At 70.0% G+C, this 19,111-nt stretch carries 20 protein-coding genes; 11 read left to right on the top strand and 9 right to left on the bottom strand.

Features of this window, described 5'->3' with window-relative positions; translation table 11 throughout:
* Nucleotides 1-13 precede the first annotated feature (13 nt).
* Together rpsR and rplI are read left to right on the top strand one after the other, a co-directional pair.
* The gene (gene rpsR / locus VGN50_RS12150; RefSeq protein WP_056884210.1) at nt 14-250 is read left to right on the top strand and encodes a 30S ribosomal protein S18; all 237 of its coding nucleotides are present in this window, start codon (nt 14-16) and stop codon (nt 248-250) included.
* Nucleotides 251-276: 26 nt separating this feature from the next.
* A complete protein-coding gene (gene rplI, locus VGN50_RS12145) occupies nt 277-723 on the top strand; it encodes a 50S ribosomal protein L9 (protein WP_327445056.1) in 447 nt (148 codons plus the stop codon).
* Nucleotides 724-778: 55 nt separating this feature from the next.
* On the opposite strand, the gene VGN50_RS12140 is transcribed toward rplI, so the two are convergent.
* The 3 genes from VGN50_RS12140 to VGN50_RS12130 are packed head-to-tail and all read right to left on the bottom strand — an operon-like array spanning nt 779 to nt 5,337.
* Nucleotides 779-2,128 carry an MATE family efflux transporter gene (locus tag VGN50_RS12140; RefSeq protein WP_327445055.1) on the bottom strand — a complete coding sequence of 450 codons (1,350 nt, stop codon included), beginning with the start codon at nt 2,126-2,128 and terminating at the stop codon, nt 779-781.
* A 10-nt stretch (nt 2,129-2,138) separates the two neighbouring features.
* Nucleotides 2,139-2,810 (bottom strand): TetR/AcrR family transcriptional regulator, encoded by a 672-nt coding sequence (locus VGN50_RS12135; RefSeq protein WP_327445053.1) that lies wholly within the window; start codon nt 2,808-2,810, stop codon nt 2,139-2,141.
* A 25-nt stretch (nt 2,811-2,835) separates the two neighbouring features.
* Entirely contained in the window at nt 2,836-5,337 is a 2,502-nt protein-coding gene (locus VGN50_RS12130) for a beta-glucosidase family protein (RefSeq protein ID WP_327445052.1), read from the bottom strand.
* A gap of 200 nt (nt 5,338-5,537) precedes the next feature.
* On the opposite strand from VGN50_RS12130, the gene VGN50_RS12125 reads away from it, so the two are divergent.
* Complete coding sequence (locus tag VGN50_RS12125; RefSeq protein WP_327445051.1) at nt 5,538-6,377, top strand: PIG-L deacetylase family protein; 840 nt, start codon at nt 5,538-5,540, stop codon at nt 6,375-6,377.
* On the opposite strand, the gene VGN50_RS12120 is transcribed toward VGN50_RS12125, so the two are convergent.
* Nucleotides 6,369-7,211, bottom strand: coding sequence for a hypothetical protein (locus tag VGN50_RS12120; protein ID WP_327445050.1), 843 nt, complete (start codon nt 7,209-7,211; stop codon nt 6,369-6,371). The genes VGN50_RS12125 and VGN50_RS12120 overlap by 9 nt on opposite strands.
* A gap of 130 nt (nt 7,212-7,341) precedes the next feature.
* Nucleotides 7,342-7,614, bottom strand: a complete 273-nt coding sequence (locus VGN50_RS12115) for a DUF2277 domain-containing protein (RefSeq protein WP_327445049.1) — start codon at nt 7,612-7,614, stop codon at nt 7,342-7,344.
* Between the two features lie 389 nt (nt 7,615-8,003).
* Here VGN50_RS12115 and dnaB point away from each other — a divergent pair, with 389 nt between their 5' ends.
* Both dnaB and VGN50_RS12105 read left to right on the top strand, forming a co-directional pair.
* Nucleotides 8,004-9,374: a replicative DNA helicase gene (dnaB, locus tag VGN50_RS12110; RefSeq protein WP_327445057.1), complete on the top strand. Its 1,371-nt coding sequence runs from the start codon at nt 8,004-8,006 to the stop codon at nt 9,372-9,374.
* Between the two features lie 125 nt (nt 9,375-9,499).
* Entirely contained in the window at nt 9,500-10,171 is a 672-nt protein-coding gene (locus VGN50_RS12105; protein WP_327445048.1) for a mechanosensitive ion channel domain-containing protein, read from the top strand.
* A 93-nt stretch (nt 10,172-10,264) separates the two neighbouring features.
* On the opposite strand, the gene VGN50_RS12100 is transcribed toward VGN50_RS12105, so the two are convergent.
* The gene (locus VGN50_RS12100; protein WP_327445047.1) at nt 10,265-11,923 is read right to left on the bottom strand and encodes an APC family permease; all 1,659 of its coding nucleotides are present in this window, start codon (nt 11,921-11,923) and stop codon (nt 10,265-10,267) included.
* A 225-nt stretch (nt 11,924-12,148) separates the two neighbouring features.
* Here VGN50_RS12100 and VGN50_RS12095 point away from each other — a divergent pair, with 225 nt between their 5' ends.
* From VGN50_RS12095 to VGN50_RS12070, 6 genes are all read left to right on the top strand, one after another.
* Nucleotides 12,149-12,352, top strand: coding sequence for a hypothetical protein (locus VGN50_RS12095; protein ID WP_327445046.1), 204 nt, complete (start codon nt 12,149-12,151; stop codon nt 12,350-12,352).
* Nucleotides 12,353-12,436: 84 nt separating this feature from the next.
* Nucleotides 12,437-13,453 carry a biotin synthase BioB gene (gene bioB, locus VGN50_RS12090; protein WP_327445045.1) on the top strand — a complete coding sequence of 339 codons (1,017 nt, stop codon included), beginning with the start codon at nt 12,437-12,439 and terminating at the stop codon, nt 13,451-13,453.
* Nucleotides 13,454-13,656: 203 nt separating this feature from the next.
* Complete coding sequence (locus VGN50_RS12085) at nt 13,657-14,970, top strand: adenosylmethionine--8-amino-7-oxononanoate transaminase (protein WP_327445044.1); 1,314 nt, start codon at nt 13,657-13,659, stop codon at nt 14,968-14,970.
* 12 nt (nt 14,971-14,982) lie between these two features.
* On the top strand, nt 14,983-16,107 hold the full coding sequence (locus tag VGN50_RS12080; RefSeq protein ID WP_327445042.1) for an aminotransferase class I/II-fold pyridoxal phosphate-dependent enzyme: 1,125 nt from the start codon (nt 14,983-14,985) through the stop codon (nt 16,105-16,107).
* Nucleotides 16,100-16,813, top strand: a complete 714-nt coding sequence (gene bioD, locus VGN50_RS12075; RefSeq protein WP_327445040.1) for a dethiobiotin synthase — start codon at nt 16,100-16,102, stop codon at nt 16,811-16,813. The genes VGN50_RS12080 and bioD overlap by 8 nt, the downstream gene beginning before the upstream one ends.
* A 332-nt stretch (nt 16,814-17,145) precedes the next feature.
* Entirely contained in the window at nt 17,146-17,424 is a 279-nt protein-coding gene (locus VGN50_RS12070; RefSeq protein ID WP_327445039.1) for a hypothetical protein, read from the top strand.
* A 12-nt stretch (nt 17,425-17,436) separates the two neighbouring features.
* Here the strand turns inward: VGN50_RS12070 and VGN50_RS12065 are convergent, their stop codons facing one another.
* The 3 genes from VGN50_RS12065 to VGN50_RS12055 form a co-directional block, all read right to left on the bottom strand.
* On the bottom strand, nt 17,437-17,850 hold the full coding sequence (locus tag VGN50_RS12065) for a VOC family protein (protein WP_327445038.1): 414 nt from the start codon (nt 17,848-17,850) through the stop codon (nt 17,437-17,439).
* Between the two features lie 123 nt (nt 17,851-17,973).
* On the bottom strand, nt 17,974-18,327 hold the full coding sequence (locus VGN50_RS12060; RefSeq protein WP_327445037.1) for a VOC family protein: 354 nt from the start codon (nt 18,325-18,327) through the stop codon (nt 17,974-17,976).
* Between the two features lie 132 nt (nt 18,328-18,459).
* The coding region (locus VGN50_RS12055) for a GTP pyrophosphokinase (protein WP_414694598.1) at nt 18,460-19,111 on the bottom strand (652 nt) is incomplete at its 5' end.

Raw genomic sequence — 19,111 nt, 5'->3', positions numbered from 1 at the left:
GGAGAGCACCACGATGGCCAAGCCCGTTGTGCGCAAGCCCAAGAAGAAGGCCAACCCGCTGAAGGCGGCGAAGGTCGAGAACATCGACTACAAGGACACCGCGCTGCTGCGCAAGTTCATCTCCGACCGCGGCAAGATCCGTGCGCGCCGGGTGACCGGGGTGTCCGTCCAGGAGCAGCGCCTCATCGCCACCGCGGTCAAGAACGCCCGCGAGATGGCGCTGCTGCCCTACTCGAGCTCGTCCCGCTGAGCTCGGGCGCTAGGAGGATCTGACACATGAAGGTGATTCTGACCCACGAGGTCTCCAGCCTGGGCAACCCCGGTGACGTCGTCGACGTCAAGGACGGCTACGCCCGCAACTTCCTGTTCCGCCGTGGCCTGGCCACCGCGTGGACCAAGGGCGGCCAGAAGCAGGTCGAGGCCATCAGCAAGGGCCGTGAGGTCCGCGCCGTGAAGACGCTCGAGGAGGCCAAGTCGATCAAGGGCAACCTCGAGAACAAGGCCGTCAAGGTCGTCGCGCACGCCGGGACGGGCGGTCGCCTCTTCGGCGCCGTCTCGACCGCGGACGTGGCTGCTGCCGTCAAGGCGGCCGGTGGCCCCGAGCTCGACCGTCGCAAGATCGAGATCACGCACCCGATCAAGTCGGTCGGCACCCACCAGGCGCTGGTCCGCCTGCACCCCGAGGTGCAGGCCACCGTGGCGCTGGACGTCGTCGCCGGCTGATCACAGCCCGCCTCACGAGGCCGTCACCCCGACCGGGGTGGCGGCCTCGTGCTCTCTATCGGGCAGCTCCGACCACGGCCCAGGCGTCCCCGCGGATCCGCCACCAGAAGAGGCAGGCCCGGATCGCCATGAAGCCGGTGAACACCACCCACAGCACGCGCACGGCATACGGGGCGCCGGCGCTGACCAGGGCGTGGCCGCTCGCGTGCACCCATAAGACGAGCGGCAGGTAGAGGATGAGCGTCGCTCCCATCGCCTTGGCGAGCCACGCACCGTCGCCGGCCCCGATGAGCACTCCGTCGACGACGAAGACATACCCGGACAGCGGCTGCCCGAGCGCGACGACGACCAGCGCGCTCGCCAGTGCCGCGCGCACGGCCGGGTCGGTGGTGAACAGCACCGGCAGCGCCGAGTGCACGCCGAGGACGGCCAGGCCGAGGGCCGCGCCGCCCCATACGCCCCAGCGCACCATGGTGCTGGTGGCCGCGCGGGCGGCGGCGACATCGCCGGCTCCGAGTGCGCGCCCGGTCAGCGCCTGGGCTGCGATGGCCAGTGCGTCGAGGGCGAACGCCAGGAAGCTCCACACCGTCGCGGCGACCTGGTGGGAGGCCAGTGGGACGTCACCGAGACCGGCGGCGACCCAGGTGGTGAGGAGCAGGATCGAACGCAGGGCGAGCGTGCGCACGAGCAGCGGTATGCCGGTGACCGCCGCCCGCAGGACGCGTCCCGGATGCGGGTGCAGCGTCGCGCCCGCGCGGCGGGCGTGGGCGACCAGGACGGTGACGAGGCCGGTCGCCATGCCGGTCTGGGCGATAACCGTGCCCCAGGCCGAGCCGGCGATGCCCCAGCCCAGACCGTAGACGAGGAACAGGTTGAGCAGGACGTTGGCGGAGAACCCCGTGACCGAGGCGACGAGTGGGGTCCGGGTGTCCTGGAGCCCGCGCAACACGCCTGTGGCGGCCAGGGCCACGAGCATGGCCGGTATGCCGAGCGCCGAGATCCGCAGGTAGGTCGCGGCATACGCGATTGCGGGTCCGGAGGCCCCGAACAACCGGCACAGGGGTTCGGCACCGGCGGCGACGAGGACTGCGGTGACCGCGCCGAGGCCGACCGCGAGCCAGGACCCGCCGATGCCGGCCTCGAGGGCGCTGCGCTGCGACCCCGCCCCGATCTGGCGCGCCACGATCGAGGTGGTGCCGTAGGCGAGGAACACGAAGACGTTGGCCGCCGTGAGGAGGGTCGCGCTCGCGACGCCCAGGCCCGCGAGCTGTGCGGTGCCCAAGTGGCCGATGATCGCCGAGTCCGCCAGCAGGAACAGGGGCTCCGCGACCAGTGCGAGGAAGGCCGGTACGGCGAGCCGCAGGATCTCACGGCTCTGCGTCGGGTCGTGGGGCGCTCTGCTCACCGGCGTCAGGCTAGCCGCGAGGGGGCGCCTCCGGCTCGCGACCCCAGCGGCTCCGGACGGTGGCTACGTAGTCGGCCACCTCGGCAGCCATGTCGACCTCGTCGGGAGCCATGAGCCACTGGAGCTGCAGCCCGTCCATCAGTGCCACCAGCTGCCGTCCGATGCTCTCCGCTGGGATGGCGGGGTCGGCGGCGCCGTCCTCGACCGCCTCACCCAGCGCGCGCGTGAGGACCGCGACCGCCTGCCGGTGATGGCGTCCGAGCCAGCCGTGACCGGGGTGATCGGGGTCCACGGCCTCACCCGCCAGGCTCGTGAACAGCCGGACGAACGCCTCGCGGCCGGCGTTGAGCCGGACCAGCTCGACCAGGTCGTCGCAGGCGTCCCAGCCGCGGGCCCGCTCGGACCGGCGCGCCGAGAGGGTCGCGAAGTCGCGGACGTCGCGCTGCTCCAGCACGGCGGCGAGCAGGTCGTCCTTGGACGGGAAGTGGTGCAGCAGCCCGGTCTGGCTCAGCTGTGCGGCCTCGGCGATGCTCGTCATGGGCGTGCTGTGGAACCCGCGCTCGGCGAACAGCTCGCTGGCCGCGGCCACGATGCGCTCGCGGGTGGCCTCGGCGGTGCCTGCCGCCCCGCGAGGGCGTCCCCGCGCCCGACGCGGTGCGTGGGCGGCAGGGGTGGCGGGCATGCTCGTGACTGTATGCCGGGCCAGCTCAGCCGAGGGCAACGGTGGCCTTGACGTCGCCCAGCCCGCGCGCGACGAGCAGCCGGCCGCCGTCGGCGAGCGTCGTCCACGCGCCGTTCGCGGTGTCCCAGCGACGCCAGAGGCGGGCATCGGTGGACACCTGGACGTCGGCGGTCTCTCCCGCCGCCACCGTCACCGTGCTCCACCCGACAAGGCGGATCGGCTGGTCGGGCTCGGAGGGCTGGAAGTAGACCTGCACGACCTCGCGCGAGGTTCGGTCGGAGGTGTTGCGCACGCGCACGCCGACATTCGGGGCGGGGCCGGTGCCCAGCAGCTCGGCGCTGTCGTACTCCCACGAGCCGTAGCCCTGCCCGTCTCCGAGCCAGTGCGCGGGGGCGGGAGCGCGGCCGGCGTGGAAGCCGCGGTAGCCGACGAAGGTGCCCTCGGTGTACTCCAGTCGCAGGTCGGTCGGCTCCACGTCCCAGGCAGGGGCCGCGCCGTCCGCGGCCGGCCAGGAGGTGACGAGCCGGCCCGCGGGCTCACGGATGCCGAGCAGCGCGTCGGCGACCGCATGACCACCCTCCTGTCCAGGCAGGCCGACCACGAGGATGGCGTCGACGTCGCCGGACCAGGGCATCAGGATGGGCGTCGCGGCGTTCACGATGACCACCGTGCGGCGAGCCGCCGCGGCGACGGCGGCGACCATCGCGTCCTGCTCGCCGGGCAGGCGCAGGGTGTGCTTGTCGGTGGCTTCGGTCTCCTGCTCTGGCGTGAGCCCGACCACGACCACCGCGATGTCGGCCTGACGCGCGACGGCAACGGCCCGCTCGATCGTGACCCGCGCCGGCGCGGGCACCGGGGCCACCACCAGGCCCTTGACCCCCATGCCGGAGGCGATGACGTGGGACAGGGTGCTCATCGACCCGTCCGGACCGGGTTGAGGCTCGGAGCGCACCACCGTCAGCTCGGCCTCGACCAGGGCGCCGGGCGCGGCTTCCACGTCCACGGTCCACACCGGCGGCTTGAGCATCGACTCGCCGGGGTCGGCCCCCTGCGCCAGCAGGTCGGTCGCCCCGATCAGCTCGCCGTCGACGGAAAGTCGCCATGAGCCGGTACCGGTCACACCGAGCCGCACCGTGCCATCGGTGCTCAGCGTGCCCACATCGGCCAGCCGGCCCGTCAGGCGGACTCGCTGGGTGGGGCGGGGGAGCGTGTCGTCCCAGCCCGTCGCCACCTCGCAGACGGAGCTGTGCTCGGCGGACATGACCACGCCGTCGGCGTCCAGGTACTCGACGCGCAGCCCCTCCTCACCGCTCTCGGGGTCGCGGACGGACGCGGGATCCGCGGCTCGAGCGTGCTCGCGCACCTCGACTCCGTCGACCACCGTGAGCCGTTCACCGATGGCCCCGGTCAGCCCCTCGGCGATGGAGACCTGGTACGGCGGGTTGACCTGAGCGGAGCCCCCTCCCATGCAGATGGTCTCCACCGCGTGGCGCCCCACGAGGGCGACGGTGGCGTCGCCGGACAGAGGCAGCACCCCGCCCTCGTTGCGCAGCACGACCATGCCCTCGGTCGCGAGGCGGCGCAGCTGCTCACGGCGCTCGGGTGCGTCGGGCGCGGTCGACGTGGCGGGCCACTCCCTCGGGGCGCCCAGGGCACCGACGCGCTGGGCCAGGCGCAGCAGACGGCATACGTGCTCGTCGACCACGGACTCCGGCACCGCACCCGACTCGACGTCGCGGACCAGGGCCTCCCCCCACGGTCCGTCCGGGCCGGGCATGACCAGGTCGAGACCGCCCAGGGCCGCGGGCGCGGAACTCTTGGTGGCGAACCAGTCGGACATGAGCAGCCCGTCCCAGCCCCACGCGTCCTTGACCACCTCGTTGTTGACGTGCTGCTGCTCGGTCGCGGCGACGCCGTTGATGTCGTTGTACGCGGCCATGATCGACCAGGGGTTGGCGTCCTCGACGGCGATCTCGAACGGCAGGAGATAGAGCTCGCGCAGGGCCTCCTCGCTGAGCTCGGAGCTCATGTAGTTGCGCAGCGTCTCGGACTCGTTCGCGACGAGGTGCTTGAGGCAGGCGCCGATGCGCTTGGCCTGCAACCCCTGGACGTATGCCGCGGCGAGCCGCCCCGTGAGCAGCGGATCCTCGGAGTAGGCCTCGAAGAGGCGGCCACCGAGGGGGGACCGGTGCAGGTTGATCGTGGGCCCGAGGACGACGTGGATGCGCTGCCGCTCGGCCTCCTCGGCCAAGAGCTCGCCGACCTCACGGGCGGTCTCCTCGCTCCAGGCGCTCGCGAGCAGGGTGGCGTTGGGAAACAGCGCCACGTGGTCGCCGCCGGTGAACTTGAGGCCGCGCACGCCCGTGGGGCCGTCGGAGAAGGCCATCGGCTCCAGCCCGATCGACTCCTCGCCGTGCAGGGTGAAAGAGGTGGCGCCGGTGAGCAGGCGGACCTTGGTGGACAGGTCGAGCGAGGCAACCAGGGCGGAGACGTCGCGCTCGCCGGTCTCGGGGGTCGTGGTGGTCATCGGGCTTCACTTCACTCTCTCGATGGGGCGGACGAGGGGCTCCTACCCTCACGATGGCGGAATCAGTGACCGACTGCCTCTCGGAGCCGGGCCGGGGGGGTGCAGCGCTATGGGCTGTGACGCTACCTAAAAATAGGCACTATTAACTATTAGTATGCACGATACGACCTAGCGCGTCGGTTCGTTGGCATGATGGGCCCGTGTCTGCGACCCCTGACAACCCGACGAAGTCCACCATCGTGTTCCTCCATGCCCATCCCGACGACGAGGCCTCGCAGACGGCGGGAGCCATGGCGCGGGCCGTCGCCGAGGGGCACCGGGTGGTCACCGTGTTCGCGACCAACGGCGACCATGGCGAGCTGCCCGCGCTCGGGCTCGGCGAGGGGGAGACCCTGGTGGACTGGCGGCGACGCGAGGCGATGGCCTCGGCGGAGGTGCTCGGTGTGCAGCGGGTCGCGTGGCTGGGCTACCGGGACTCTGGCATGACTGGGTGGGCCCAGAACCTCCTCGAGGGCGCCTTCCACGGCGCCGATGTCGACGAGGCCGCCGCCCGGGTCGCGGCCATCCTGGACGAGGAGGAGGCCGACGTTCTCGTGGGCTATGACTGGCACGGTGGCTACGGGCATCCCGACCACGTCAAGGTGCACGGGGTCGTGCACCGGGCAGCCGAGCTCGCCGCGCGACGGCCTCGGCTGTTGGAGTCGACCATGAACCGCGATCTCGTACGGGGCTTCTATGAGGCGACGCTCGCCGCTGGGGAGGCGGACAGCGGTTTCAACCCCGACGGTCCGATGGATGACGGCAACCCGCTGGGCACCCCCGCGTCCGAGATCACCTGGCAGGTCGACGTCAGCGGGTACCTGCCTCAGCGGCGGGCCGCCCTCGAGGCGCACCGCAGCCAGGCCACGGATATCGAGTTCATGCTCTCGATGCCGGACGACTTCTTCGCGGCGTTCTTCGGGCGCGAGCACTACATCGAGCCGGGGCTCGACCCGGCGACGCGACCATCCATGCAGCTGGGCTGGCCGTTCTCAGGGTGAGGCCCCTCGGGCCGCGTCACGGTCGGCCCACGCGGCGTCACGTCGCGCCACGAGCACGGCCCTGCTCACGCTGAGCAGGGCCCCTGCCATACCCGTGATCCGCAGGTGGGGTGCCCCCCAATGAGCGGGGGCATCGAGGTCGCGGTCCTGGCCCACCAACCGCTGCAGGATGCCCGAGCCCCTCGCGGCTGCACTGGAGGAGATGTCGAGCCGGTCCCAGAGGTCGCGAGCCAGCACCGTCCCCTGCGGTCCGATGAGGCCGTTGGCCTGACCGCCGATCCACACGACCGCACCGGTCGCCGTGTCATCGCGCTCGCTGCGCAGCAATGTCCCGGGGTCGAGGGAGAGGATCGAGCCGAGGACGTGCCTGAACACCGCCCTCAGCTCGGGATCGCGAAAGACCTCGACAGCGATGTCGTCGCACCGCGCACTGATCGCCCGGACCCGGTCGTGCAGGCGTGCAGGCACGGTGGACAGGTCGATCGGCCGGAGCGGGAGGGGAGCGCAGTCCAGCGACTCCAAGGCCTCGGCTCCGCCGACCGCGGCCTCGAGCCAACGCAGTGCCACCTCGTGTCGCGGCAGCCCGGCGAGCGGTCGCACGGGACCCTGCCGGCCAACCCGGGACTCCCACGTGCCGTCGACGCTCTCCTCGACCCAGTGGTCGGCCGGCAGGCCGTCCACCAGGACGAGGTGCGTGACGAGTCTGCGTCGACCGACCGTCTGCTCGGCAGGCTCGCCGGCCCCCCAGAGCAGCGGCTGCCCAGGCTCGTCAGTCGCGGCCTGGTCCAAGCCTGGTCGGTGTGCCACCTGGTGCGGCGATACAGAGGCGCTCATATCCGCCACTGTGGCAGGGACCTGGGACACCGGAGCCGAGATATCCACAGGACGCTCGCGCCCGAGCGCAAGGCCGACGGTGGGCACGCGGCATACGCCTCATGGCACCGATGGGGTGCGGGCCGCCCCCTCAGGCGGCGCCGTACCGCGCCTGCGCGCGGGCCCTCGCCTTGGTCGCCTCGACCTCGCGGTCCTTGGGAGGCGCGCTGGTCGTGAGGTGCTCGAGGAGGTGCTGGGTGACGTGTGCGATCTCGGCGACCGCTTCGTCGAAGGCCGCCTGGTTGGCGGCGCTCGGCCTGGTGCTGCCGCTCACCTTGCGGACGTACTGCAACGCCGCGGCGCGCACCTCGTCAGAGGTGGCCGGCGGCTCGAAGTTGTGGAGCTGGCGGATGTTGCGACACATGCCTGCAGGCTACGTCGTATGCCGGCCGATGCGGGTCTGCTTGGGCATTCCAGTGTGGCGTGGGTCATGTGGACGAGTCCGGGGTGGACACGCCCGAAAAAGATTCGGGTCCACACCCGGTGGACGGCATCGGTGCAGGTCAGAGGGGTGATCAGGGACATAGCGGCGCGAAATCCACAGAGTTATCCCCCGACTGTGCACAAGGAGTCCGGGCGTGGCCCACAGGTTGTCCCCACCCTTTGCACAGGTCCCGTTTGAGCCCCGTGTCGGACGGCTCTAGCGTGTGCCGGTCACCATTGTTCGGCGGTTGTCAGCGGCGGGTGGTGTACTCAAGTCACAGCGTTGATATTCGGACAGATCGGGGGAGGTTGCGAGTGTCTCTTGCGGAGCTGAGCACAAGCAATTTCAGGTCTGGTGGCGACGGGCCCCCCGGTGGCGAAGACCGGGTCCCACCCCAGGACGTCCACGCTGAGCAGTCGGTCCTGGGCGGCATGCTGCTGTCCAAGGACGCGATCGCCGACTGCGTCGAGGGACTGCGCGGCCAGGACTTCTACCGACCTGCCCACGAGCTGATCTACGACGCCATTCTCGACCTCTATGGTCGCGGGGAGCCTGCGGACGCCATCACGGTCTCGGACGAGCTGTCCAAGCGGGGCGACCTTCAGCGCATCGGCGGCCAGGCGTACCTGCACCAGCTGATCCAGGTCGTGCCGACGGCAGCCAACGCCGGTTACTACGCCGAGATCGTCAGCGAGCGCGCGGTTCTGCGTCGGCTCGTCGAGGCGGGCACGCGCATCGTCCAGCTCGGCTACCAGCAGGGCAACGGCGACGTGGAGGACATCGTCAACGCCGCGCAGGCCGAGGTTTACGCGGTGGCCGACAAGCGCGGCGGCGAGGACTACATCGCTCTCGGTGACGTCCTCGAGGAGACGCTCAACGAGATCGAGGTCGCCGCAGGGCGCGATGCCGGCGAGATGCTGGGTGTCCCCACCGGCTTCATCGAGCTCGACGAGCTGACCCACGGTCTCCACCCCGGGCAGATGATCGTGCTCGCCGCCCGCCCGGCCGTCGGCAAGTCGACGATGGGGCTCGACATCGCCCGTGCCGCGGCGATCAAGCACAAGATGGCCACGGCCATCTTCTCCCTCGAGATGAGCCGCTCCGAGATCACCATGCGCGTGCTCTCGGCCGAGGCGCAGATCCAGCTGCAGGACCTGCGCAAGGGCACGATCGGCGACCAGGGATGGAAGAAGCTGGCCCGCATCATGGGGCAGATCTCCGACTCCCCGCTGTTCATCGACGACTCGCCCAACATGTCGCTGATGGAGATCCGGGCCAAGTGCCGCCGCCTCAAACAGCAGCACAACCTCAAGCTCGTCGTGATCGACTACCTCCAGCTCATGTCCTCGGGCAAGAAGGTCGAGTCGCGCCAGCAAGAGGTCTCGGAGTTCTCGCGCGCGCTCAAGCTGCTCGCCAAGGAGCTCGAGGTGCCCGTCATCGCGATCTCGCAGCTGAACCGTGGCCCCGAGCAGCGGACCGACAAGCGGCCGCAGATGTCCGACCTGCGTGAGTCGGGCTCGATCGAGCAGGACGCCGACATGGTGATCCTGCTGCACCGTGACCGCTCACCGGAGTCCGGTCGCGAAGGCGAGGCCGACGTGATCGTGGCCAAACACCGTAACGGTCCGACCAAGGACCTGGTCCTCGCCTTCCAGGGCCACTACAGCCGCTTCGCCAACATGGCTCGCGACGGCTTCTAAGCCCTCCGGCGAGCCATGCGGAGCATCGCCGGGCCACACAGGTGACGTTGTGGTGGGGCACCTATCGTGGGTGACGGCCGCGCTGCGGCATCCCCACCCACCCTCGGCCCGAAAGGTCTGTGTCCTTGATCCACCTCAGCAGAAGCACTCTTGCTCGACCCGACCTGCGACGTGCCGCGACGGCGGCCCTCGTGGCGATGGTGCTCCTGGCGCTGTTGGCGGGGTTCGGCACTCCGCAGTCCGCGAGCCTGACGCCGCGACTGCTGTCCTTCGGTGGCGCCATGGCGTTCGTCATTGCCGCCGCCATCAGTGTGCGCACTGCCGCGAACGAGGTGGCTCGCGTCGCTGCGCTGCGGGCCGGCCCCGGGACTGCGAGCGGACTGCGTCTGGGCCTGACCGTCGTCGGCTACCTGGTCACCACGATCATCGCCCTCACCGTGCTGCGCGTCCCGATCGAGAAGCTGCTGCTGTCCGGTGCCATCACCGGTGTCGTCATCGGCATCGCCGCCCAGCAGGCGCTGGCGAACCTCTTCGCCGGCCTTGTCCTGCTGACGTCCCGTCCGTTCCAGATCGGCGAGTCGATCGTGTTGCGCTCAGGAGCTCTCGGAGGCGAGTACTCCGGCCAGGTCATCGGTATCGGTCTGGCGTACACCCAGATCCTGACGGCTGACGGCCCCTTCTCGCTCCCGAACGCCGGAGTCCTCGCCGCAGCCGTCGGGCCCCGCCGGGTCCCACGCCAGAACGAGCGCCAGAGCACGGCGCACGAGACGGAGACGGTGCTCCTCACCCGCCATTAGACGCCGCGGCGCCACGCGACAGACGGCGACCATCCGTGACACCGAGGTCACGGATGGTCGCCGTCTGATGCAGGATCCAGAGATCCAGCGGATCTAGACCGTGTGGTAGTCCAGCGCCTCCTCCTCGGGGAGGACGACCTCGGACACCATCTCCTGGATCTTCGCTGCGGGCAGAGCGACCGCCATCGCCCAGTAGTAGATGACGAGGCTGAAGATGGCGACGGCGAGCATGTCCCACCACAGACCGAAGATCGGGGACTTGAGCGGGCCGAAGTCGCTGAGGTACACGATCAGGCCCATGCCGACCAGGTAGACCGGCAGCCACGAAGCCGCACGCCAGTCGAGCACCGGCTCGCGGTCGTTGAGGTGGAACACCCGGCTGACGACGAGGATCACGTAGCCGATCAGGATGGCCACACCCAGCTTCCAGTCCGTCTCCCAGCCCGACCACAGGATGATGAGCCCGGAGATCACGAACGCCAGCGGCGACAGGAACCCGGCCGCGGGCAGCCGGTAAGGCCGGGTGGCGTCGGGGAGCCGGCGCCGGAAGACGCCAAGGGACAGCGGGGCACCGGCATACATGAGGACCGATGCACTGGTGATGAGACCGACCAGCGACTGCCAGCTCGGGAACGGCAGGAAGCAGATGCACCCCGTGATGAAGGCCGCGATGAGCCCGATGGTCGGAACGCCGCGGCTCGTGAGCCGCTCGAAGACCGTCGGGATGTAGCCGTTGCGGGACAGGCCGTAAGAGACCCGCGAGCTGCCGGTCGTGTAGATCAGGCCGGTGCCGGCTGGCGAGATGATGGCGTCGGCATAGAGCACTGCGGCGAGCCAGCCGATGCTGAGCACGGTCGCGAGCTCGGCGAACGGTCCGGTGAACACCGTGTAGTACGCCTTGCTGCTCGTGTCGGTCCAGGTCTTGCCGATCGCGCTGGCTGGCAGGGCGTAGAGGAAGGCCAGCTGCAGGGCGATGTAGATGACCATGCCGATGAGGATCGAGCCGATGATGGCGAACGGGACGTCGCGACGCGGGTTCTTGCTCTCGCCCGCGAGCTGGTCAGCCTGCTCGAAACCCAGGTAGGAGAAGATGATTCCGCTGGTGGAGACGGCTCCGAGGATGCCCTTGATGCCCTCGGGCGACCATCCGCCACCGGCGTTGAAGTTGCTCGGGCGGAAGTTCGCGAAGGCCAGCACGAAGATCGTCAGCAGGGGGATGGCGACCTTCCACCATGTCGCCGCGCTGTTGGTGGCAGCGAGCTTCTTGACACCGAGGAAGTTGATCGCGGTGAGGATGGCCATCAGGATCACCGCGACGACGATGCCGGAGGTCGTCAGGACGCCCGTCTTGGGGTCGAGCCAGCCGTTCGCGAAGCTGTAGTGCTGGGCATAGGTCAGCATCGCCGACACTTCGATGGGCGCCACGGTGGCTGCCTGAAGCCACGAGAACCAGCCGAACGACGCGCCCGCCACGCCACCGAAGGCGTAGTGCGGGAAGCGCGCCGTACCACCGGAGACGGGGTACATCCCACCGAGCTCGGCGTGCACCAGGGCGAGGATGAGGATGGCGACGCCACCGATCACCCACGAGATGATCGCAGCGGGACCAGCAGCCATCAGCCCCTTCTGGGCGCCGAAGAGCCAGCCCGAGCCGATGATGGACCCCATCGAGGCCCAGAGGAGCCCGATCAGGCCCACTTCGCGCCGTAGCTGATGCGTCGACTTGCTGGGCCGGCCTGTCGTCGTCGTCATGAGGCAACCTCCTGGAGTGAGGTTCGGCGCACCAGCCACTACACCAGCGCTACGCCGAGCCGGTTCACGAGCACGTCGTTGCTCACGACGCTGCCGAAAATTCTAGAGCCGCGCTCGCCAAATTCCACGAACAAATCGCCACTATCGTTGTAGTTGCCGGATGCAATGCCCGGCGTCACCGTCCGGACCGGGTCGACCGACGCCGTCCGAGCAGGGAGGATTCGTATGATTTCCCGACTCATCACCCTCGTGGTCGTCATCTGGCTGCTCATCGGCGTGGGTGCCACCTACCAGCGCGGGTACTTCAAGTCCGACCCGAGCAACTGCGCCAAGGCCGGCACGATCGCGCTGACCGTGGTCGCCGGGCCGCTGAACTATGCCGGCGTCAACCCCAAGGTCAGCTGCGTCATCCCCAAGCCCTCCTCGTGATCGTCCTGCGTGACGTTCCACACTGACGTTCGCGAGGTGAGACCCGGCGCGTATCTCGCGCGCGCGTGCGTCACACTTCAGGTCATGACTGCCGAGGCCCCCGCCAGCGCCACGATGCTCGACCTCGCCCGCGAGCAGGTGCTCGACCGCGGCGAGCCCCTGACCTACGGCCAGATCCTCGAGGTGCTCCGCACCCCCGACGACCAGCTCGAGGCCCTGCTCGCCCTCGCCCACGAAGTGCGCCTCAAGTACAACGGCCCCGAGGTCGAGGTCGAGGGCATCGTCTCCATCAAGACCGGCGGCTGCCCCGAGGACTGCCACTTCTGCAGCCAGTCGGGCCAGTTCACCTCGCCGGTGCGCTCGGTCTGGCTCGACATCCCCGAGCTGGTGCGCGCCGCCAAGCAGACCCGGGAGACCGGTGCCAGCGAGTTCTGCATCGTCGCCGCCGTGCGTGGCCCCGACGAGCGCCTCATGAGCCAGATGCGCGAGGGCGTCGCCGCCATCAAGGCCGAGGTCGACATCCAGGTCGCCGCCTCGCTCGGCATGCTGAGCCAGGAGCAGGTCGACGACCTCGTCGACATGGGCGTGCACCGCTACAACCACAACCTCGAGGCCGGCCGCTCCTTCTTCCCCCAGGTCGTGACCACGCATTCCTTCGAGGAGCGCTGGGACACCTGTCTCATGGTCAAGGAGTCCGGCATGGAACTGTGCTGCGGCGGCCTCGTCGGCATGGGCGAGACGCTGGAGCAGCGCGCGGAGCTCGCCGCCCAGCTCGGCGAGCTGCAGCCGCACGAAGTGCCTCTCAACTTCCTCAACCCGCGCCCCGGCACGCCGTTCGGCGACCTCCCCGTCATGGAGGCCGGAGACGCGCTGCGCACGATCGCCGCCTTCCGGCTCGCCCTGCCTCACACCATCCTTCGCTACGCCGGCGGCCGTGAGCTCACGCTCGGTGACCTCGGGACGCGCGACGGCCTGCTCGGTGGCATCAACGCGGTCATCGTCGGCAACTACCTCACGACCCTGGGTCGCGACCCCAGCGACGACCTTGCTCTCCTCGCCGACCTCGAGATGCCGATCAAGGCCCTCGGCCAGACCTTCTAGTCGCCCGACCGGTATGCCGGAGGCCAGTGTGTGGTGCGGACGCTGCGGAGGTGCGCTGGATCAGGGCGACCACGCAGCTTGCCGGCGTGCCCTCGCCCTGGAGCCGCCTCGTTTCTGTGCCGCGTGTCGCCGCCGGATGAAGGTGCAGGTGCTGCCGCGCGGGTGGTCGGCCGAGTGCGTCCAACACGGGGTGAGCAGCAGCAGTGGGTGACCTCGGGCGGCTCTTCGCGCTCGACCAGGCGCATGTGTGGCATCCGTACTCCTCGGCGAGCGACCCTGGCGTGCCGTGTCTCGCGGAGTCCGCCGCTGGGGTGCGTCTGGCCCTCCGGCTGCGCGACGGTTCGGCCGTCGAGGCCATCGACGCGATGTCCTCGTGGTGGTGCGCCATCCACGGCTATGCCGTCCCCGAGCTCGACGCGGCAGCGCAGCGGCAGCTCGGCCGGATGAGCCACGTGATGTTCGGCGGCCTCACCCACGAGCCGGCTGTCGCCCTGGCGGAGCGCCTCGTCGGCCTCACACCCGAGGCGCTGCAGCGGGTGTTCTTCGCGGACTCCGGCTCGGTCGCCGTCGAGGTCGCCATGAAGATGGCGCTGCAGCTCCACGTCGGCCGCGGCGCCCGGCGCACCCGGTTCTTCACCATCCGCGGCGGTTACCACGGCGACACGTTCTCCCCGATGTCCGTCACGGACCCGGTGGGCGGCATGCACTCCCTCTTCACCGGCATACTCCCCGAGCATCTCTTCGCTCCGGCGCCGCCGGCCGGGGTGGATGTGGCCGACGACGACCCGGCGATGGTCGAGTGGGAGCGCGCCACCCGACGCCTCTATGCCGCGCACGCGGACGAGGTGGCTGCCGTCATCGTCGAACCGGTGCTGCAGGGCGCGGGCGGCATGCGCTTCTACAGCCCGTATGCCGTGCGCGTCCTTGCCTCGCTGGCCCGGGAGCACGGGGCGCTGGTCATCTTCGACGAGATCGCGACCGGGTTCGGCCGGACGGGAACGCTGTTCGCGATGGAGCAGGTGGGGGTCGTCCCCGACATCATGTGCCTGGGCAAGGCCCTGACCGGTGGCTATCTCACGTTGTCCGCCGTGCTGTGCACGCGTGAGGTGGCCGAAGGGGTGAGCAGCGAGAGAGCGGGGGGCGCCCTGATGCACGGACCCACGTTCATGGCGAACCCACTGGCCTGCTCGATCGCTCTCGCGAGCCTGGACCTGTTGCAGGCCAACGACTTTCGTAGCCAGGTGGCGGCCCTCCAGGCAGGCCTCACGCGCGGGCTGGCCCCGGCGACGGGGCTCTCGTCGGTGCGGGAGGTGCGGGTGCTCGGCGGGGTGGGCGTCATCCAGCTGCGCGAACCCGTCCGGGTGGCCCAGGTGACTGCGTCGGCTCTGCAGCGCGGGGTGTGGGTGCGGCCGTTCCGCGACCTCGTCTACACGATGCCGCCCTTTGTCACGGGCCCAGACGACGTCAGCGCTATCGGCGAGGCGCTGGTGGGGGCGGTCCGCGATGTCCACGGCTGAGAGGATGCGGTCGTGAGCGCGTTCCTCGACTGGCTGGCGCAGGCCGAGCAGGCCCGAGACCGGGCCGGTCTTCGTCGGCAGGCAGCGTCGCTCAAGGCGGACGAGGTCCTCGACCTCGCGGGAAACGACTATCTCGGGCTGCGTCGGCACCCGGCCGTCGTGGCGGGGGCTGTGGCAGCCGCGGAGACGTACGGCGGTGGCTCGGGGGCCTCGCGACTCGTGACGGGCACCCTGAGGATCCACGAAGAGCTGGAGGAGGCGCTCTGCCGGCTCACCGGCGCACCGTCCGCCCTCGTGTTCTCGACCGGCTACCACGCGAACCTCAGCGTCCTCACGGCACTGGCGGACGACCAGACGCTCATCGTCTCCGACGCGCACGCGCACGCTTCGCTCATCGACGGCGCCCGCCTCAGCCGTGGGACGGTGGCCGTCAGCCGCCACAACGACCTCGACCACGTGCGGGAGCTCCTCGCTGGGCGGTCCCTGCCGCGAGCGCTGGTCGTCGTCGAGTCGGTGTACTCGGTGCTCGGGGACGCCGCTCCACTGGCCTACCTGGCCGAGCTCGCCTCGGAGTATGCCGCCGTGCTGGTGGTCGACGACGCTCATGGCATCGGCGTGGTCGGGCCCGGGGGCGAAGGGGGTGTCGCTGCGGCTGGTCTGAGCGGCCGCGACCATGTCGTGGTGACCGCCACGCTGTCCAAGTCGCTCGCCGCTCAGGGCGGCGCGGTCCTCGGGCACCCCGCCGTGCGCGAGCACCTCGTCAACACCGCGCGTCCGTTCATCTACGACACGGGACTGGCTCCGGCTGCTGCGGGCGCCGCCTTGGGTGCGCTCGAGGTGCTGGCGCGCGACCCGGCATTGGCGCGGGCCGTTCGCGCCAACGCAGCGCGGCTGGCCGAGGCCTGTGGCGTCGACGGGCCCGCGGGGGCGGTGCTGTCGGTCGCCATGCCGGGGCCGGCCGAGGCGCTGGAGGCGGTCGCGGCCGCCGGATCGCGCGGCATCCGGATCGGATGCTTCCGGCCGCCGTCCACCCCCGACGGCAGCTCGCGGCTGCGGCTCACCGCGCACGCAGACCATCGACCCGACCAGGTCGAACAGGCGGCACAGGTCCTCGGGGAGCTGACCCGTCGTGGCTGAACCGATCTCGCTGCCGCACATCGTCGTCGTCACGGGCACGAGCACCGATGTCGGCAAGACAGTGGCGACGGCGGCGCTCGCCGTGATGCTGCGTCGCCGCGGCGCCAGCGTGGCTGTGGTCAAGCCCCTGCAGACGGGCATCGGCCCTGACGAGGACGGTGATCTCGCCGACGTGCGGCGTCTCGTCGGCCCGGACGAGGGCGTGACGACGCATGAGCTCGTGCGGTTGCGTGCACCGCTGGCCCCGGACACCGCCGCGCGCCTGGAGGGAGCGTCGCTGCCGGCAGTAGCTGAGCATGCCCGCAGGGTGGCCGAGCTGGCCCAGCAGGTCGATGTCGTCCTGGTGGAGGGGGCCGGTGGTCTGCTGGTCCGGCTGGACGACCGGGGCGGCACGCTGGCCGATCTGGGGGTGGCCTTGCGCTACAAGGGAGTCAGTGTCGGTTATGTGCTGGTTGCCGCGGCCGGCCTCGGTACGCTGAACCACACTGCGCTGACCGCGGAGGCGCTGGTATCCCGGCAGCTCCCGCTGCTGGGAGTGCTGGTGGGGTCGTATCCCGCCGCACCGGGACTGGCCGAGCGCACCAACCTCGAGGACCTGCCGCGTGTCGCCGGGGCCCCTCTGCTCGGCTGCCTGCCTGAGGGTGTCGGAAGGCTCGGCGCGGGCGAGTTCCGCTCTCGCGCACCGGGTTGGTTGCGCATCTCCTAGCCGCTCACGGCCCCCGGTCACGGCCCTCGCGGCCTAGCGAATGCGGCATACCGCTCATGAGCGGACAGTCCGACGAGGGTGGTCGGGCTGGGGGGTCACGACGCCCGCACTTCGGGGTCGACGGGTGATTGACTTTACTATCTCTTTACTGTTTCTTTAAAAGTACTAGAACATCAGCGCGAGTCGCGACTACGTAGCAGGGAGAGGCCATGTCGTGGTTTGAACGCAGACGTCATCGGGCCGCAGGGGCCCTCCGTGGAGAGTCGGCCGCCGTTCTCGGCCAGCCCTCTGACCTGGAGGGTGGTCACCCTGCCGACCTCGAGGTGGGCAGGGTGACCGACCTCCAGGTCGAGCCGGCTCACAGTCCCGATCACAGTTCCGAGGTGCAGGACCCCGGTGCACTGCCGATGATCATCGGCCGCGCCGGCCACTATGTGGTCACCGATGGAACCGGCGCTGAGGTCGGCACCATCCTCGGTGACTACGTCATCGGTTTCACGGTCCAGTGCTGGGGCGTGAACCGCACCTTCAGCGACATGGAGTCCGCCATGGCGGCCATCGCCGCCGAGTCGCAGGCCCGCGCCGCCGCAGGCCTGCTCACGGCGTCCTGAACGCTCGGGCGGCTACTGCTTGGGCGCAGAGTCCCCGGCGATGTTGACCATCCAGGGCACGCCGAACTGGTCGACGCACATGCCGAACTCGTCGCCCCACATCTGCTTCTCCAGGGGCATCGTCACGGTGCCCCCCGAGGAGAGCTTGTCCCAGTAGCCGCGCAGCTCGGGGTCGTCGCCGCTGAGGCTGACGGTGATCGCGCTGCCCTCGCGGCGCTCCATCCCCGGAGGCGTGTCGGCGCCCATGAGGTGGAGACCCTTGTCGGTCTCGAGTGCGCCGTGCATGATCAGGTCGCCGCCCTCGGTCTGGCCGAACTCGCCGAACGTGCTGAGGGTGAGGTTGCCCCCGAACACCTCGCGGTAGAACTGGAAGGCCTGTCGGGCGTTGTCGGAGAAGCTGATATAGGGGTTGAGTTGCGAGGCCATCGGTGCTCCTTGTCGTGGTTCGGGGTCGAGGATGTGCTGATGCTTGGCAGCGTATGCCGATGGGGTGACAGCCGGCTCATACCGGCGTGATCGGCAGACGGCATCCAGACGTGGCGGCCGCTCTCAGCCGTTCTGGATCAGGCCGATGACGTTGCCGGCCGCGTCCTTGACCGTCCCGACCAGCCGGCCGCCGAAGTCCTGGACAGCCTGGTCGACACTGCCGCCGGCCGCGAGGACGGCATCTCGCGTCGCGGCGAGATCGGTCACGTGCCAGTAGCCCACCGGGCCGGTCATGCCCTTCTTGACGCCGTTCGGGTCCAGGCCGATCTCCTGGCCGTCGAGTGAGTACTGGACGTAGTACGTCTCGTCCGTGGTCGGGGCAGCGCCGAGCAGCGCCGTGAAGACGGTCTTGGCCCTGGCCAGGTCGTCAACGGGATAGATGATGGTCTTGAGAGAGGGCGCACTCTGGTCGGACATGGGGAGCTCCTTGCTCGGATCTCGGACGGAAGTCAGCGGGGTGCTGTCGCGTCGACCGCGTTGCGTCGGTCATGTGTATGACCGACGAAGACGGCAGAGTGTGACCGATCCGTGAGAACGCGATCTCGGCGGTCAGCTCGGGGTGCGCAGCTTCTCGAGACGGGCGAGCAGCGCCTGCTCGCGGTGCGCATTGCCATGCAGCGCCACATAGCGCGCGCCGAAGACCGCCAGCAGCGCGTCGTCGAGCCGTCGCACGGCTCCGGCGGGGTAGCGGTAGGCCATCCGAGCATTGATGCCGGGCGCATCGATCGAGCTCAGGAGACCGCCCAGCTCGTCCAGTGACGTGATGCCCAGCTCGAGCAGCAGCCCGGAGATCCAGGCGTAGTGGTCGGTCCGGGACCAGCCCGCGTCCTGGAAGCACCCAGCCAGGAAGGTGGCCAGATCCGAGGCACTGATGCGTGGGTCGTTCTCGTCGATGGTCAGCTGATGATCGCCCATGGTGGCCTGGAGCCGGTCGCGGATGGCCGAGAACTCTCGGTCCGCGAGCTCGAGCAGCCCGGCCGCGAGCGTGAACCGCCGGTCGAGGTCGGGGACGTGCTCCTCGGGGATGGTGCCCTTGTACCGCACGTCGTGCTCGAACTCCGCCCAGGCGTGCTGGAGGATGGTGCGCACCTGCACCGAGGCGCTGTGCTCACGCAGCGACTCGTATGCCTCCGGCACACCCTTGACCCGGTCGACCGCCACCAGCAGGTGGCGGCTGGCGTAGCCGAAGCGTCCCTGTCGG

The organism is Pedococcus sp., assembly GCF_036000045.1.
Taxonomy (GTDB): Bacteria; Actinomycetota; Actinomycetes; order Actinomycetales; family Dermatophilaceae; genus Pedococcus.
This window is presented reverse-complemented; position numbering and strand designations above follow the sequence as displayed.

Coding starts and splice junctions, on each gene's coding strand:
- rpsR (WP_056884210.1), top strand. CDS start 14: ATGGCCAAGCCCGTTGTGCGCAAGCCCAAGAAGAAGGCCAACCCGCTG.
- rplI (WP_327445056.1), top strand. CDS start 277: ATGAAGGTGATTCTGACCCACGAGGTCTCCAGCCTGGGCAACCCCGGT.
- VGN50_RS12135 (WP_327445053.1), bottom strand. CDS start 2,810: ATGCCCGCCACCCCTGCCGCCCACGCACCGCGTCGGGCGCGGGGACGC.
- VGN50_RS12130 (WP_327445052.1), bottom strand. CDS start 5,337: ATGACCACCACGACCCCCGAGACCGGCGAGCGCGACGTCTCCGCCCTG.
- VGN50_RS12120 (WP_327445050.1), bottom strand. CDS start 7,211: ATGAGCGCCTCTGTATCGCCGCACCAGGTGGCACACCGACCAGGCTTG.
- VGN50_RS12115 (WP_327445049.1), bottom strand. CDS start 7,614: ATGTGTCGCAACATCCGCCAGCTCCACAACTTCGAGCCGCCGGCCACC.
- VGN50_RS12100 (WP_327445047.1), bottom strand. CDS start 11,923: ATGACGACGACGACAGGCCGGCCCAGCAAGTCGACGCATCAGCTACGG.
- VGN50_RS12095 (WP_327445046.1), top strand. CDS start 12,149: ATGATTTCCCGACTCATCACCCTCGTGGTCGTCATCTGGCTGCTCATC.
- bioB (WP_327445045.1), top strand. CDS start 12,437: ATGACTGCCGAGGCCCCCGCCAGCGCCACGATGCTCGACCTCGCCCGC.
- VGN50_RS12065 (WP_327445038.1), bottom strand. CDS start 17,850: ATGGCCTCGCAACTCAACCCCTATATCAGCTTCTCCGACAACGCCCGA.
- VGN50_RS12060 (WP_327445037.1), bottom strand. CDS start 18,327: ATGTCCGACCAGAGTGCGCCCTCTCTCAAGACCATCATCTATCCCGTT.